Here is a 15,935-nt window from a genome sequence, read left to right as displayed (position 1 = left end):
TGAAGACAGCGATGTGACGGACCGGTCAGCGAAACCGGAGCGCCGACGCAAACGTGGACAGGATAAACCACGTGACGCGCCGCCGGGAAAACCGGCGGCACGGGAGAGGGACAACCCGGTCGAAAAGCTCAGACCGCGGCGGCGTCGCTGCCTGACGTGCGGCGCTTCGACGAAAGACGTCCGGCGATGCGCACGAACGCGAGCCAATGCTGGGCCCAGAAGCCGTCACCGTAGCGGCGGCCGGAAAGCTGATCGGTAATGCCCGTCGGCTCCATCTCGCGGTTCCAGGAGACGCTGCGAAACAGCATGTCCCACCACGGAAACAGCACGCCGAAGTTGCAGCCGTATTTGAGGCCTTCGTGACCGTAACCAATCGCATGATGCCGGCGATGGAACGTCGGGCTAACCAGCAAACGCTCGCCGAGCCAGCCGAAGTGCAGACGGATGTTGGCGTGCTGCACGCTCTGCGCGAGGTTGGTGATGGCGACCAGCACGACGAATTGCGACGGCGGCACGCCGATCACCAGCGCGATCATGGCGAAAAACGATGCCTGCAGCAGATCGTCGAGCAGATGGTTGCGGTCGTCCGACCACAGCGACATCTGCTGCTGGCTGTGATGCACCGCGTGCAGTTCCCACCACACGCCGAACCGATGCTCCCAGCGGTGATACCAGTAGCCGGCAAAATCGAGCACCAGCAGATACATCACGAACGTGACGAGTGGCTGGGTGGTCACGCCCGGCCACAGGTTGTCGAATTCGATGTTCGAGATGTTGTGCAGCCGCAGCCAGGCCTGCATGGTGTCGAAAAACGGCTGGAGCGCAAAGAAGAAGAACAGGTTGAGAATGCCGAGCTTGGCGATCCACGTATAGATCACGTCGACCCGCACCGCCTTGCGGTTCTCCCACTGCTCCGCCGGACGCAGCGCCTCCAGCGGGCGCAGCACCGCGTACATGGCCAGCACCTCGAACACGCCCACGATCACCCAGTACAGGCTGTCGTAAGTGTCTTCGTCATAGTCCATCAGGTTGAAGCGGAACAGCAGCGGCTGTACCACGTCGACATACAACATCGTCTGAACGGCGGAGACGAAATTGTCGAGGGTAGAAAAAATCAGATGGAACATGGCGCTCGCGTTGTACTTCGTCAGTGACGGCGCCTTTAAGCGCCGTTCGGCGCCGTGACCGGCGCGCGATTGAAGAAATAGATACCGTGCGGCGAACGGCCGACGGCGATGGTCTGGATCAGCTTACGCGTATTCAGGTCGATGATACCGACGTGCTTCGCGAAACGGAACGTAACCCACAGATAGCGTTTGTCCGCGGAAAGTTCCATATCGTCCGGTCCGGGCATCAAACCGGTGATGTCGCCGACATTGGTGAGCGAGTCTTCGTCGATGATGCTGATCGTGCTCGCCACCCGGTTCGACACCGCGACGTGCTTGCCGTCGGCCAGCGAACGGAAGTTGTGCGCGCCATTGCCGGTGTGGATGGTCTTGACGATCTTCTGGTTGCGCCAGTCCAGCACCGCGACGTAGTCCGAGCCGGTCATGCCGATCAGGAGGTATTTGTCGCCGGGCGTCATCCACAGGCCGGCGGGCACCTTGCCCACTTTCATCTTCCATTTGACCTGCTGGGTGGCGAGGTCCACCGCGGCCAGTTCGCCCGACACCTGCAGCGTGACGAACACCGTCTTGCTGTCATTGGTAAATGCCATGTGGCTCGGCATCACCGCGAGCGGCAGACGCGAGGCCAGCGTCATCTGGTTCTTCTGGTTGTCGTAGTGATAGATGTCCAGGCGGTCGAGGCGCAAACCGGTGGTGACCAGCCATTTGCGGTCGGGCGAGAAGCCGATCTGATACGGATCTTCGATGTTCTCGACCCAGCGCTGTACCTGCCCCGTTTTCGGATCGACGAACATCAGATTGTTCGACACGGAATTGGCGACGATCAGGGACGAATTGTCCGGCGTGGTCATCAGATGGTGCGGCTCTTTCCCGGTGGGGACCGTGCCGACGACCTGGCGGGAGGTCTCGTCGATCAGGCTGAGCGTCGCTTCGCCGGAATTGAGCACGATCACGTTGTTCGCGTGGGCTGCCAGAGAGAAAAAGCCTGCTGTTGCGACGACTGCCGCGCCTGCGAGGAACGTGCCGGTCAGGGCGGACAGGGAAAATTTGCGCATGAAAACTCACATCGGGAGAACGTCCGTCATTGTAGAACGTTTGCTATGACCGAAAGGTTGACTTATGTCGCGGGCACCCCGTTCCCGCGCATCGCCAACCAGGCGGCGTGTGAGTGTCGTGTTTTTAACACGCCGCGCTGGCGGGAATAAAAATTCTGGCCAGCGCTAGTTTTGAGGACTCGCGCAGCATTTTCTCAATTCCTCGCAGATTATCTCACCCCACTTTAATATTTATCGAATACGGACAAAACCGGGCTCGGATTTTCACGCGGAATATTCCGCCGGCCCGACACGAACGGTTAAAAATCCGATTATCGATACATCAATGCGAAAAATATAATAACGGCCACGAATTTAATTTTAAGAGTTATCCCATAACCGATCCCACTCGATATTACCGAGAATCAGGCCCGTCATCGCCCCACCCGCAACCCCTACGCACCATGGCGTGACGACCCGGCGCTACAGCAAACAGTTTTCGAGCGTGCAAACCACGCTCATCCATTGGGGATGATGCACATTGGAGCCCGGACAGTTTCGCCTTGTTCCCAAACGCGGCAAAAGGAATCTGAAACGCATGACCAGAATTGATAAATCGATTATGAATAAAACCGCCCGCAAGCTCGCGGCGGCTTTAATGATTGTTTCCAGCGCCACATTCGCGCAAAGCGAAAGCCAACGCTATTTCGACGCCACTGGCACCGCTTATCCCGAGACCAGCCCCGCCGCGCTAGCCGCGGGCGACAGTGCGATTGCCGCCGGCGTCGGTGCAAATGCCGGCGGGGGCGCCAGCGTCGCGATTGGCCGTTTCAGCAACGCGACCGACCAGGGTGCACTGGCGGTCGGCTCGTACGCCGTGTCCAGCGGCGAAAACGCCAGCGCCTTCGGGGTCTGGACGATTTCATCGGGCTTGCAAGCCACCGCGATCGGCGCGGCGGCACACGCGGAGGGTGACTACGCCGCCGCATTCGGCACGCGGTCCGTCGCGCGCGGGGCGAACAGTCTGGCGGTCGGCGCATACGCCGAAGCCGGCGACGACGGCAGTGTCGCCCTGGGCGCCGGGAGTTCCGTCCTCGAGGCCAACAGCGTAGCGCTGGGCAAGGCTTCCGTCGCCGCCCCGCTCGGCGGCCTCGCCTATGCGCCGAGCGGCGTAGACGCTTCGCTCGTTAAAGGTCTCGCCGCCGTCGGCCAGGTGTCGATCGGCTCGGCAGGCAACGAACGCCGCCTGACCAACGTCGCGGCCGGCGCGAACGATACCGACGCGGTCAACCTCAGCCAGCTCAAAGCGCTCGAAAGTAAAACCGACAGCAGCGCCGCGAAACTCGACGGCGCCATGACCTACGACCAGCATGCCGACGGCAGCGTCAACAAAGATAGCCTGACGCTCGGCGGCGATCCAGCCGCCGGCGGCACCGCGATCCACAACGTCGCCGACGGCGTCGATGCGAACGACGCGGTCAACCTGGCCCAGCTCAACGCGGCCATCAGCGGCGCGGTCAATAACGTGGCGGTGAACCTGGCGAACACGGCAACGCCGTTCTTCAGCGCACAAGGCGATCTCGACACCGAATCAGCCGTGTCGTCGGGCGTGCACTCGGTCGCTGCGGGCGCGAATGCGCAGGCCACCGGCGCGAATGCGGCCGCGCTCGGTGCGAATTCGAGCGCGAGCGGCAACAACGCCACCGCGCTCGGCGCCTCGGCTAGCGCGAGGGCCGACAACTCGGTCGCGCTGGGCCAGGGCTCGGTGGCGGATCGGGCGAATACGGTGTCGGTGGGCGTCGCCGGTCAGGAGCGGCAGATTGCCAACGTCGCCGCCGGCGTGCAAGGCACGGACGCGGTCAACGTCAACCAGTTGAATCAGAGCGCGGCCAACAGCGTCGGCCAGGCCCACGCCTATACCGACGACCAGATCCGCTCGGCGCGACGCGATGGGTATGGCGGCACGGCGGCGGCACTCGCCGTCGCCGGCCTGCCGCAAGCGGTGTTGCCGGGTCGCGGGATGGTGGCGATGGCGGGCGGCACCTACGGCGGGCAGTCGGCCATGGCGCTCGGCGTGTCGCAACTGTCGCCGACCGGCAAATGGGCCTACAAGGTGCAAGGCACGACGGACTCGCGCGGCCAGTTCGGCGCTTCGGTCGGTGCCGGCATGCACTGGTAGACGCGCGCTCGCCGGAAAAACCGGCCGGCAATCAGGACCGCTAGCCGATCGATAAAAAGCAGCGAAACGATGCGGATACCACCTGACCTGCATCCCGGCACGCGCGGCGCCGGTTCATCGCCGAACCGCGCCGCGCGTCCTGCTCACCGCCTGCCGATGCGCTCAGCGCTGCATGGACTCCCACACCTTGTAGAGTCGTTTGACGGACACCGGCATCGGCGTACGCAGTTCCTGAGCAAACAGCGAAATGCGCAACTCTTCGAGCAGCCAGCGGAACTCCGACAGACGCGGATCGAGCACGCCACCGCGTTGCGCCACGGCGCGCTGATAGTTCTGCAGCAAAGGTTGAAACTCGGCGAACTGCCGCGCGTCGCGCGCCGAGTCGGCCTTCAGCTTGTCGATGCGCAGCGCAATCCCTTTCAGATAGCGAGGAAAATGCGCAAGCTGCGCGTACGGCGTATCGACCACGAAGCGCTTGCCGATCAGCGTATCGAGCTGGGTCTGCATGTCGGCGTGCGCGGCCGTGAACGACTTCGCCTGTACCAGCTTCTTCGTCACGCTCGCGTATTCGGCAAGAATCTGCCCGGCCAGACGCGCGATCTCCTGGGCCAACAAGGTCAGCCTGCTGCGACCTTCGTCGCGACGCGTATGGAACGACGCCTCGTCGTCGGGCAACGGCTCCTGCAGACAGGCCCGGTCGAGCGCGGTATCGATCAGTTGATCGCGCAACTCTTCCTGCGTGCCGCGCGTCATGAACTGCATCGCCATTTCGCGCAAGCCCGGCAGATTCTTCTCCAGATACTTGATCGGCTCTTTCAGCTGCAACGCGACCAGACGCCGCAAGCCCGCGCGATGAATACGCGCGGCTTCGTCCGGTGAATCGAACACCTCCACATCGCAGTGCGTACCGCGATCCACCAGCGCGGGATAGCCGAACAGCGTCTGGCCTCCCCGGCGAATTTCGAGCAACTCCGGCAGCTTGCCGAAGTTCCACGTCGTCAGCTTCTCGTACAGTGCGGTGCCTGGCGCGCCGCCCGCCGATGCGGATTGCGGACCTGACGCGATGGCGGCGCCCTTGCCGCGTTGCGCGATTCCGCCCGCCGCCGACGACGGCTGCAACGCGGAGGCGATTCCACCGCCGCCGCCCGCATCCGCCAACGCCGCACCGGCCGCGCTCGACGCGATCTTCTGAAAATGCTGCTGCGCCTGGCCGCCCAATTCCGCGCGCAGTTGCGAGAGATTGCGGCCCATCGCGAGCTGCCGCCCGTGCTCGTCGATGACCTTGAAATTCATGAACAGATGCGGCGTCAAGGTCTCCAGCTTGAAGTCGGAGTGCTTCATCGCGACCTGGGTCTGCTCGCGCACGTCGGCGATCAGCGTCTCCAGCAAACCGCCCGCACCGAAGCGCGCGCCGCCATGCCGGTCGACGAATCCCGCCGCGAACTCCGGCAACGGCACGCAATGCCGCCGCAACTTCTGCGGCAAAGACTTCAGCAGCAGTTGCGCCTTTTCTTTGAGCATGCCGGGCACGAGCCATTCGCAGCGGCGCGCATCGACCTGATTCAGTGCATAGAGCGGCACGGCGAGCGTCACGCCGTCGCGCGGCGAGCCTGGCTCGAAGTGATACGTGAGCACCATCTCGACGCCCGACATCGTCATACGCTTCGGGAACAGATCGGTCGTGACGCCGGCGGCTTCGTGCCGCATCAGATCGTCACGCGACAGATACAGCAGGCGCAGCTTGTCTTCCGCCTGGCCGCTGTTCTTCACTTCGTCGCGATACCAGCGTTCGAACGACGCGCCGGTATAAATGCCCCTGGGCAGCGCCTGATCGTAGAACGCGAAAATCAGTTCGTCGTCCACCAGCACGTCCTGACGGCGCGACTTGTGTTCGAGTTGCTCGATGTCGGCGAGCAGCTTGCGGTTATGCGCGAAAAACGCGAGCTTGGTATCGAATTCGCCTTCCACCAGCGCGCCGCGGATGAATAGCTCACGCGCGCGCGCCGGGTCCTGTTTGCCGAAGCTCACGCGCCGCCGGTGATAAATCGGCAGACCGTACAACACCGCGCGCTCGAACGCGGACACCTGCGCCGCGCGCTTTTCCCAATGCGGTTCGGAAAGCGACGTCTTCAGCAGATGCGAGCCGATCTTTTCGATCCACTCCGGCTCGATCTTCGCGATGCAGCGTGCGTACAGACGGCTCGTCTCCACCAGTTCCGCCGCCATCACCCATTTGCCCGCTTTCTTCACGAGCGCCGAACCCGGCCACAGGTAGAACTTGATGCTGCGTGCGCCGAGGTAGTAAGGCTCGTCGTCGGCTTTGAGGCCGATGTTGCCGAGCAGCCCGGTCAACAGCGCGAGATGGATCTGCTCGAACGTGGCTTCCGCTTCATTCAGACGCCAGCCGTGTTCGCGCACCACCGTCAGCAGTTGCGAGTGGACGTCGCGCCATTCGCGCAGGCGCAATTGCGAGAGGAAATTCTTGCGACACTCCTCGTGCAACTGCTTGTTCGACTTCTTGTGCGCAATCGCTTCTTCGAACCAGTTCCAGATCTTCAGCCACTGCAGAAATTCGGAGCGCTCGTCGGCGAAACGGCGATGCGCCTGGTCGGCCTGCTCCTGCGCCTCGATCGGCCGGTCGCGCGGGTCCTGCACCGACAACGCGCTCGCGATGATGAGCACTTCCTTCAACGCCTGCTGATCGCGCGCCGCCAGAATCATCCGGCCGACACGCGGATCGAGCGGCAGACGCGCGAGTTCGCGGCCGAGCGTCGTGAGCTGGTTGTCGTCGTCGACGGCGCCGAGTTCGTTGAGCAGCTGATAACCGTCGGCGATGGCGCGGCCGGGCGGCGGCTCGATGAACGGAAACGTTTCGATCGCCGTCAGATGCAGCGACTTCATGCGCAGAATCACCGAGGCCAGCGACGACCGCAGAATCTCCGGGTCCGTAAAGCGCACGCGGCCCTGGTAGTCGCTTTCCTCGTAGAGACGGATGCAGATACCGTCGGCGACCCGTCCGCAACGCCCGGCCCGCTGATTCGCCGCGGCCTGCGAAATCGACTCGACCTGCAACTGCTCGACCTTGTTGCGATACGAGTAGCGCTTCACGCGCGCAAGTCCGGTATCGACCACGTAGCGGATGCCCGGCACCGTTAGCGAGGTCTCGGCGACGTTGGTGGCCAGCACGATGCGTCGCGCGTTCGAGGTGCGGAACACGCGCTCCTGATCGGACGCGGAGAGCCGCGCGAACAGCGGCAGAATTTCCGTGTGCGGCGGATGGTGCTTGCGCAATGCTTCGGCGGCATCGCGGATCTCGCGCTCGCCAGGCAGGAACACCAGCACGTCGCCGGGGCCTTCGCGGCACAGTTCGTCGACGGCGTCGACGATCGCTTCCATCAGATCGCGATCGGTTTCGCGCTGGGTTTTCGGGCGCTCGCCGCGTGAGGAGGATTGCGCCGACGCGGTGCCTTCGGCCGCCTTGACTGCCGGGCTGTCTTCCACGACCGGCCGGTAGCGCACCTCCACCGGATAGAGCCGACCGCTCACTTCGATTACCGGCGCGGGCTTCTCGTCGCTGCCGAAGTGGCGCGCGAAACGATCGGCGTCGATGGTCGCCGAGGTCACGATCAGTTTCAGATCGGGACGTTTGGCGAGGATTTCCTTCAGATAGCCGAGCAGAAAATCGATGTTCAGGCTGCGCTCATGCGCTTCGTCGATGATCAGCGTGTCGTAGGCCTTGAGCAGCGGATCGGTCTGCGTTTCCGCGAGCAGAATCCCGTCGGTCATCAATTTGACCGACGCGCCCGGCGACAGATTGTCGGTAAACCGCACCTTGTAGCCGACCACTTCGCCGAACGGCGTGCCGAGTTCTTCGGCGATGCGACGACCGGTTGCCGAGGCCGCGATCCGGCGCGGCTGCGTATGACCGATCAGTCCGGCACCGCCCGCGCCGAGTCCGCGCCCCAACGTGAGGCAGATCTTCGGCAACTGGGTAGTCTTGCCCGAGCCCGTCTCGCCCGACACGATCACGACCTGATTCTCCGCGATGGCCTTGGCGATCTCGTCGCGGCGAGCGGACACCGGCAGCGCTTCGGGGAAAGTGATCGGCGGAATCGGATTCGGCTCGACGACCCGCGGCGCACGCGGCTCGCGGCGCGGTTGACGCTCGCCGTCTTTCGATCGCGGTCCGTTTTGCGCGGGCGCGTCGGCTTCACGGCGCGATTCGTTACCTTGAGCCTGCGCGCGACGCGGCTGATCCACACGCGCTTCGCCGCCCTGCGCAGGCGCACGTCTGCGCTGCTCAGCGCGACCATCGCCACGTTTGGGTTGATGGGGCTGATTCGGCTGATTCGGCTGATTCGGCTGATTCGGCGCCTGCGCGGCGTCGCGCGGCGGATTTTTTCTCTGCGCCTGCGGTTCGACACCTGCGCCGGAGCGACGTGGCTCGCGCGCCGTTTTCGGCGCGTTCCGGTTCACGTCCTGCTCAGGACGGCGCTCAGCGTCGCCGGCTTTCGCCTGATCGGCGGCCGGCGCCGGATTCTCGTTCGCCGCAGCGGGACTTTTGGGTACATTCGACATGGGGGCGCATTATAATCCCCGGCATGAATTCCCAAACCGACCTCGTCCCCGCGCCCGCGAGCGTTCCGGCCCCCGCCGGAGCAACGGAAAATCTCGCCCAGCACGCGCAATTCGTCGACTGGATGCGCTCCGTCGCCCCTTACATCCATGCGTTCCGTAACAAGACTTTCGTCGTCGGTTTCGGCGGCGAGGTGGTGCATCAGGGGCTCCTGAATGCGCTCGTGTCCGACATCGCGCTGCTGCAGGCGATGGGCATCCAGATCGTTCTGGTGCACGGGTCGCGACCGCAGGTCGAGGAGCAGATGAGTCTGCACGGCGTCGAGTCCGAGTTTTCGCACGGCATGCGCATCACCGACGCGCGCGCCCTCGAGTCCGCGAAAGAAGCGGCCGGCGAAGTGCGTCTGGATATCGAAGCCGCGATCAGCCAGGGCTTGCCGAACACGCCGATGGCGCACGCGCACATCAGTGTAGTGTCGGGCAATTTCGTGACCGCGCGCCCGGTCGGTATTCTGGACGGCGTCGATTTCGCCCACACCGGCGTGGTGCGCAAGATCGACGCGGATTCGATCCGCCATTCGCTCGCGAGCCGCAAGCTGGTGCTGCTCTCGCCGCTCGGCTTCTCGCCGACCGGCGAAGCCTTCAATCTGGCGATGGAAGACGTCGCCTCGGCTGCCGCCATCGCGCTGCGCGCCGACAAGATCGTGTTCCTGACCGAAACGCCGGGTCTGATGGAAGCCGGCGAAGAAGGCGTGGAACTGGTCCGCGAACTCTCGCTCGACGACGCCTACAAGCTGCACGAAAGCGGCGAGGTCACCGGCGACGCGGGCTTCTACCTCAAGCATTCGATCCGCGCCTGCCGCGGCGGCGTGGCACGGGCGCACATCATCCCCTACGCGCTCGACGGCAGTCTGCTGCTCGAACTGTTCCTGCACGACGGCGTGGGCACGATGATCTCGTACGAGAACCTCGAAAGCCTGCGCGAAGCCACGCCGGACGACGTCGGCGGCATTCTCTCGCTGATCGAGCCTCTCGAATCGGACGGCACGCTGGTGCGGCGCGGTCGCCACCAGATCGAACGCGACATCGACCATTTCTCGGTGATCGAGCACGATGGCGTGCTGTTCGGCTGCGCGGCGCTGTATCCGTACACGCAGGAGCGTATCGGCGAAATGGCCTGCCTCACGGTCGCCCCCGAAGCGCAAGGCACGGGCGACGGCGAGCGTCTGCTCAAACGCATCGAGCAACGCGCGCGAGCGCGCGGCCTGACGCGCATTTTCGTGCTCACCACGCGCACCGAGCACTGGTTCCTCAAGCGCGGCTTCGTCAAGGTCACGGTCGACGACCTGCCGGAAGACCGTCGCCGACTCTATAACTGGCAGCGCAAATCGCTCGTGCTGATGAAACAGCTCTGAGCGGCCTCATATAAGCGCGACTGCCCGCCCCCACACATCGATTAGGAGAAGCACAGCATGACTCGTATGGTTCAATGCGCGAAGCTCGGCAAGGAAGCCGAAGGCCTCGATTTCCCGCCGCTGCCCGGCGAACTCGGCAAGCGGATCTACGAAAGCATTTCGAAGGAAGCGTGGCAAGCCTGGTTGAAGCAGCAAACCATGCTGATCAACGAAAACCGCCTGAACATGGCCGATCCGCGCGCACGCCAGTACCTGATGAAGCAGACCGAGAAGTTTTTCTTCGGCGAAGGCGCGGATACGGCGCAAGGTTATGTGCCGCCGTCGGCTTGAGTCCGGGTTTTCGTAGCGAAAAAATCCGCGCCGCGTGCGCGGATTTTTTTCGCCTGAACGATCCACAAACGGTCCAGCTGAAACTCTCCAAACGGTACATTCCGCTGCACTTTTAAGCCTCTTTTTCAGACCGGTCCGACCTGCCGCAATCCCCCACCAGGCAAGGGATTGAGCGCCCTCGCCGAGGGTCCGGCCGAGCCTCGGGTTTGCACGATCCTCTGTTATCGTGCTATCATGTGCATCGTTCAAACAGCATTACACCTTCATTCACGTTCTTTTCAATCCGGCTCGCGTTGCGCGCGCCGCCCTGAATCGGACAGTTTTTATACAAGAAGGCTCGTCGGTCGTTTTCCCCGCGTGAGCGGCGATTCAACACCGGCCTTTTTCGTTTCAAGCCTTCCAGCGGCGCATGGGCCGGCTCTCAGCCAACCCCAGCGTCCTCATGCATCTGCCCCCCTTCAACGGCCACGCAGGTGCAACAGCAAGCACAATCTAGACGAGTGTTTTTTCGCGAATTGTTCGCGAGGCACGGGCGTTCTGCTTTCTTTTGCGCCCTCTCCTTCTTCGCCGATCGCGGCGAGGCGGAGGCCATCGCCTTGCTCGCGAAACTGCACTTCCCCAGCACCCGTGGCGGAACGTTCATGCGTTTTGCCGCAGTCATTGGAGTTTTCACCTTGACCGCTTCCAGCAACGGCTTCTGGCGACACAAAAAAGAAGAAGATCGCCTCACTCTCGACGACATCACGGTCGTCGACCATTCCCTCCTCAAGCGTGCCGTCGGCGCGATGGCGCTCGGCAACGCGATGGAATGGTTCGATTTCGGCGTGTACAGCTACATCGCCGTGACCCTCGGCAAAGTCTTTTTCCCGTCCAGCAACCCGTCCGCGCAGTTGATCGCGACCTTTGGCACGTTCGCGGCAGCCTTCCTCGTGCGCCCGATCGGCGGCATGGTGTTCGGCCCGCTCGGCGACAAGATCGGCCGTCAGCGCGTGCTTGCGATGACCATGATCATGATGGCGCTCGGCACCTTCGCGATCGGCCTGATTCCGAGCTACCACTCGATCGGCATCATGGCGCCGGTGCTGTTGCTGGTGGCGCGTCTCGTACAAGGCTTCTCGACGGGTGGCGAATACGGTGGCGCGGCCACCTTCATCGCCGAATTCTCGACCGACAAGCGCCGCGGATTCATGGGCAGCTTTCTCGAATTCGGCACACTGATCGGTTACGTGCTCGGCGCGGGCACGGTCGCGGTGCTGACCGCCACGCTCTCGCAGGAATCGCTGTTGAGCTGGGGCTGGCGCGTGCCGTTCATGATCGCGGGCCCGCTGGGTCTGATCGGTCTGTTTATCCGCATGAAGCTCGAAGAAACGCCCGCATTCAAGAAGCAGGCCGAGCAACGCGAAGCCGAAGACAAAGCGGCGCCCAGGCAATCGTTCCGCGATCTGCTCGTGCAGCAATGGCGCCCGCTGCTTTTATGCGTCGGCCTCGTGCTGATCTTCAACGTGACCGACTACATGGCGCTGTCCTATCTGCCGAGCTATCTGTCGGCGACGCTGCACTTCGACGAAACGCATGGTCTGTTCGTCGTGCTGGCCGTGATGGTGCTGATGATGCCGATGACGATCGCCGCCGGACGTCTGTCCGACACGGTCGGTCGCAAGCCGGTGATGCTGGCCGGCTGCGTGGCCCTGTTCGCGCTGGCGATCCCTTCGCTCCTGTTGATCCAGATGGGCACGCTGCTGCCGGTGTTCGGTGGATTGCTGATCCTTGGCGTGGTGCTGTCGTGCTTCTGCGGCGTGATGCCGTCGGCACTGCCGGCGCTGTTCCCGACCAGCATTCGCTACGGCGCGCTGGCGATCGGCTTCAATATTTCGGTGTCGCTGTTCGGCGGGACGACGCCGCTGGTGACCGCGTGGCTGGTCGGCAGCACCGGCAATCTGATGATGCCCGCGTACTACCTGATGGGCGCGTCGCTGATCGGTATCGTGTCGGTGGTCGCGTTGCGTGAGACGGCGCGCAAGCCGCTGCTCGGCTCGGGTCCGTCGGTGGCCACGCGTGCGGAAGCGCATGCCGTGCTGCGCGGCGAACGTGAAGCGGAAGAAATGGATGAACGTTATGCCGCAGCGGCAACGGCGCGTGCCTGAACGTGAGTGAGTCCGTGAGCGACCTGTCCGCTCGCGGCACGTACTACGCGCACTGACAGTCGCCCTGCGACTCCGTCCGAAAGCGGGCTGGCAATGATTTGCCAGCCCGTTTTTTTACGTCAGCAGCGACTCGAACGTGGCGCTGGCCTGCGCGCCTTCCACGATCAGCATGCCCGCGGAAACAGGCAACTTGAAACGACGTGGTCCGGCGCTACCGGGATTGACGAACAGCACGCCGTCGCGCTCGCTGATCGAAGGTTTGTGCGAATGACCCGTCACCACTACGTGGATACCTTCGCTGCGTGGATCGGCGCCTACATCCGCGATATCGTGCACGACGAGGATCGTCACCTGCTGCACGGTGAGTTTCGCGTGTGTGGGGAACGACGCGGCCCATTCGCCGGTGTCGTTGTTGCCCCGAACCGCCGTGACCGGCGCAATCTGCACGAGCGCGTCGAGCACGGCCTGATTGCAGATGTCCCCGGCGTGAACGATGGCGTCACAGCCCGCGAGATAAGCCAGCGCCTCGGGACGCACGAGGTTGTGCGTATCGGAGACCAGTCCGATACGGGAAGCGCTGGAAGCGTGTTGACGCGACGTCATGGTGCCGGTACCAGCACGGGCTCTACTGCGAATGCGAGTGCGAGCACCATGCCTACGCCTCCAGCACGTGTTCGATACGCCGGTCCGGCACCAGCCACCAGCCGGCCGCGAGCGTGTAAAGCGCGAGCGAGCCCCACGGCACGACGAACGCCAGCGCAATCCCCGCCAGATAGATCACCACCGAAACCTTGCCCTTGAAGTCGTTACCGACCGCTTTCGCGAGCGTCGAATCGCGGCCATGCTCGCGGATCAGGACGCGCGTCAGGATGAAATACGCGATCGCCGACATGAACAGCACGACGCCGTACATGGCGATCGGCATGGCGGCCAGATGGTTTTCACCGACCCAATGCGTGACGGCGGGCAACAGCGACAGCCAGAACAGCAGATGCAGATTGGCCCACAGCACCGCGCCGTTGACCTTCTGCACGGCATGGAACAGGTGGTGATGGTTGTTCCAGTAGATGCCGACATAAATGAAGCTCAGCACGTACGCGCAGAACACGGGCAACACGGGGCGCAGCGCGGCGAGATCGAAGCCCTCCGGCACCTTCAATTCGAGCACCATGATCGTGATGATGATGGCGATCACGCCATCGCTGAAGGCCTCGACACGTCCCTTGCCCATCGGCGGAATTCCTGAAGATGAATGCGGTTGGGCGCACCGCTCGCCCACGCCTCGCAGACGACCCGCGCCGAGGCCGATTATCGGCGATGCGCTCAGTCTTTGTCGATGCGCTTCGGCGCGCTTACTTCAGCGGCTCGAGTCGGTCGAGCAGCGTCGGCACCAGCTCGCTGATGGTCGGATGAATATGCATCGCGAACTGCAAGGTCGGATACGGCGCGCCCGCCGTCATGATGTCGATGAAGGTGTGAATCGCCTCGTCGCCTTCGACGCCGTGGATCGCCGCGCCGAGAATCTGTTTGGTGTGCGCGTCGACCAGCGCCTTCATGAAGCCATCGGTTTCGCCGCGTTCGCGCGCGCGGCCCACGCGCGACATCGGCATGGTGGCGATCAGCGCCTCGCGGCCGTCCTTGCGCACTTCCGCCTCCGACATGCCGACGCGTGCGAGCGGCGGATCGACGAACACGGCGTAGGCCATGATCCGCGTATCGACCGTGCGCGAGCCGCCGTCGAGCAGGTTGGCCGCGACGATCTGGAAGTCGTCGTAGGACGTATGCGTGAAGGCGCCGCGGCCGTTGACGTCGCCGATCGCCCAGACGCCCGGCACGTTGGTGCGCAACTGGCCGTCCACGGGAATGGTGCCGTGCCTGTCGGTCGCGATGCCGGCGGCGGCGAGGCCGAGGTCGTCGGTGTTGGGCTCACGGCCGGTGGCGAACAGCAGATGCGACGCTTCCAGCGCCGGCAGGTTCTGCTCGAAGCCGATGCACACGCGGCCCTCGTGATGCGGATGCGGTTCGACCCGCGACGGCTGCACGTTGAAGCGGAACTCGACGCCCTCGCGCGCCAGCACGGTCTGCACGGACCTGGCGAAATCGGCGTCTTCACGTGTAAGCAGGCGATCGCCGCGCACGAGTACCGTCACTTCGCTGCCGAAACGGCGAAAGATCTGCGCGAATTCCAGCGCGATATAACTGCCGCCGACGATCGCCAGATGAGCCGGCAGTTCCGTCAGTTCGAGCAGATTGGAGTTGGTGTAATAGCGAATCCGCTCGAGACCTTCGAGCGGCGGCACGACCGCGCGCGTGCCGGTGTTGATGAAGATTTCGTCGGCGCTGAGCTCTTGCAGCACTGAACCGTCGGGTGCGCTCACGCTCAGGGAATGCGGGCCGGTGAAGCGCGCATGGCCATTGAACACGGTGACGTTGTCCGCGCCGCGCAGCCATTTCTCCACGCCGTCACGCGATTCGCCGATGATGCGGTCCTTGCGCGCCTTGACCGCCGGCAGATCGACGCTGATCGCCCCGCCGATCTGCACGCCGAGATCGCCCGCATGGCGCGCGACGTGCGCGGCCCGGGCGCTGGCCACGTAAGACTTGGTGGGCGTACAGCCGACATTCACGCAGGTGCCGCCGAACGCGCCGCGTTCGATGACGGCGGTTTTACGACCGCTTTGACCGAGGCGCACGGCGAGCGGCGAGCCGCCTTGTCCGGTACCGATCACGACTGCGTCGAAGTGCTGTGGCATGGCAACGCTCCCGAGGCTGAATTGCTGGTCGTAGCATCTTACCCTCAGCGCCTCGGGCGGGTCCTGTGGCTGCCTTTTACGACTTTATGACGGGACTCGCGAACTCAAACTTCGCAATACGCGGCGCAAATCAATTCGCGCGAACGTTGCAGCGCCGCCTGCGCACCGCGCGTGGCAACGACCCAGCCGACCTGGCCGAGATTGAAATCCTGCGACACCATCACCTGCATGAGGGCCACCATCGGCAGGACCACCGAGGGCCGGTAAAGCTGGTTCTTGATCAAAGCTGGCATGACTGCTCCCATTGCATGGCCCCGCTTCGGTTCCACGCTCAATATACGTTTCGATGGGAGGATTGTAGAGAGACAGCGCCCGCGG

11 protein-coding genes are annotated in these 15,935 nt (G+C 63.6%); 4 read left to right on the top strand and 7 right to left on the bottom strand.

What is annotated here, in order from left to right; translation table 11 throughout:
• Nucleotides 1–128 precede the first annotated feature (128 nt).
• The gene (locus tag FQ705_RS26430; protein WP_144146079.1) at nt 129–1,127 is read right to left on the bottom strand and encodes a sterol desaturase family protein; all 999 of its coding nucleotides are present in this window, start codon (nt 1,125–1,127) and stop codon (nt 129–131) included.
• A gap of 35 nt (nt 1,128–1,162) precedes the next feature.
• Nucleotides 1,163–2,182 (bottom strand): beta-propeller fold lactonase family protein, encoded by a 1,020-nt coding sequence (locus FQ705_RS26425; protein ID WP_144146077.1) that lies wholly within the window; start codon nt 2,180–2,182, stop codon nt 1,163–1,165.
• Between the two features lie 637 nt (nt 2,183–2,819).
• Here FQ705_RS26425 and FQ705_RS26420 point away from each other — a divergent pair.
• Nucleotides 2,820–4,340: a YadA family autotransporter adhesin gene (locus FQ705_RS26420; protein ID WP_144146075.1), complete on the top strand. Its 1,521-nt coding sequence runs from the start codon at nt 2,820–2,822 to the stop codon at nt 4,338–4,340.
• 162 nt (nt 4,341–4,502) lie between these two features.
• Here FQ705_RS26420 and hrpA read toward each other — a convergent pair whose 3' ends face one another.
• Nucleotides 4,503–8,918, bottom strand: a complete 4,416-nt coding sequence (gene hrpA / locus FQ705_RS26415) for an ATP-dependent RNA helicase HrpA (RefSeq protein WP_144146073.1) — start codon at nt 8,916–8,918, stop codon at nt 4,503–4,505.
• 23 nt (nt 8,919–8,941) lie between these two features.
• Between hrpA and argA the strand changes: the two genes are divergently transcribed.
• From argA to proP, 3 genes are all read left to right on the top strand, one after another.
• Nucleotides 8,942–10,330 (top strand): amino-acid N-acetyltransferase, encoded by a 1,389-nt coding sequence (gene argA / locus FQ705_RS26410; protein WP_144146071.1) that lies wholly within the window; start codon nt 8,942–8,944, stop codon nt 10,328–10,330.
• Nucleotides 10,331–10,387: 57 nt separating this feature from the next.
• The gene (locus FQ705_RS26405) at nt 10,388–10,660 is read left to right on the top strand and encodes an oxidative damage protection protein (protein ID WP_007181244.1); all 273 of its coding nucleotides are present in this window, start codon (nt 10,388–10,390) and stop codon (nt 10,658–10,660) included.
• Nucleotides 10,661–11,301: 641 nt separating this feature from the next.
• On the top strand, nt 11,302–12,804 hold the full coding sequence (gene proP / locus FQ705_RS26400; protein WP_260854617.1) for a glycine betaine/L-proline transporter ProP: 1,503 nt from the start codon (nt 11,302–11,304) through the stop codon (nt 12,802–12,804).
• A 114-nt stretch (nt 12,805–12,918) separates the two neighbouring features.
• Here proP and FQ705_RS26395 read toward each other — a convergent pair whose 3' ends face one another.
• From FQ705_RS26395 to FQ705_RS26380, 4 genes are all read right to left on the bottom strand, one after another.
• Nucleotides 12,919–13,407: a metallophosphoesterase family protein gene (locus FQ705_RS26395; protein ID WP_144146067.1), complete on the bottom strand. Its 489-nt coding sequence runs from the start codon at nt 13,405–13,407 to the stop codon at nt 12,919–12,921.
• 52 nt (nt 13,408–13,459) lie between these two features.
• A complete protein-coding gene (locus tag FQ705_RS26390) occupies nt 13,460–14,035 on the bottom strand; it encodes a TMEM175 family protein (protein ID WP_144146065.1) in 576 nt (191 codons plus the stop codon).
• Nucleotides 14,036–14,156: 121 nt separating this feature from the next.
• A complete protein-coding gene (locus FQ705_RS26385) occupies nt 14,157–15,557 on the bottom strand; it encodes an FAD-containing oxidoreductase (protein WP_144146063.1) in 1,401 nt (466 codons plus the stop codon).
• 104 nt (nt 15,558–15,661) lie between these two features.
• The gene (locus FQ705_RS26380; RefSeq protein WP_144146061.1) at nt 15,662–15,850 is read right to left on the bottom strand and encodes a hypothetical protein; all 189 of its coding nucleotides are present in this window, start codon (nt 15,848–15,850) and stop codon (nt 15,662–15,664) included.
• Nucleotides 15,851–15,935: the final 85 nt, after the last annotated feature.

Origin of the sequence: Paraburkholderia sp. BCC1884, from assembly GCF_900996225.1 — a bacterium.
GTDB lineage: Bacteria > Pseudomonadota > Gammaproteobacteria > Burkholderiales > Burkholderiaceae > Paraburkholderia.
This window is presented reverse-complemented; position numbering and strand designations above follow the sequence as displayed.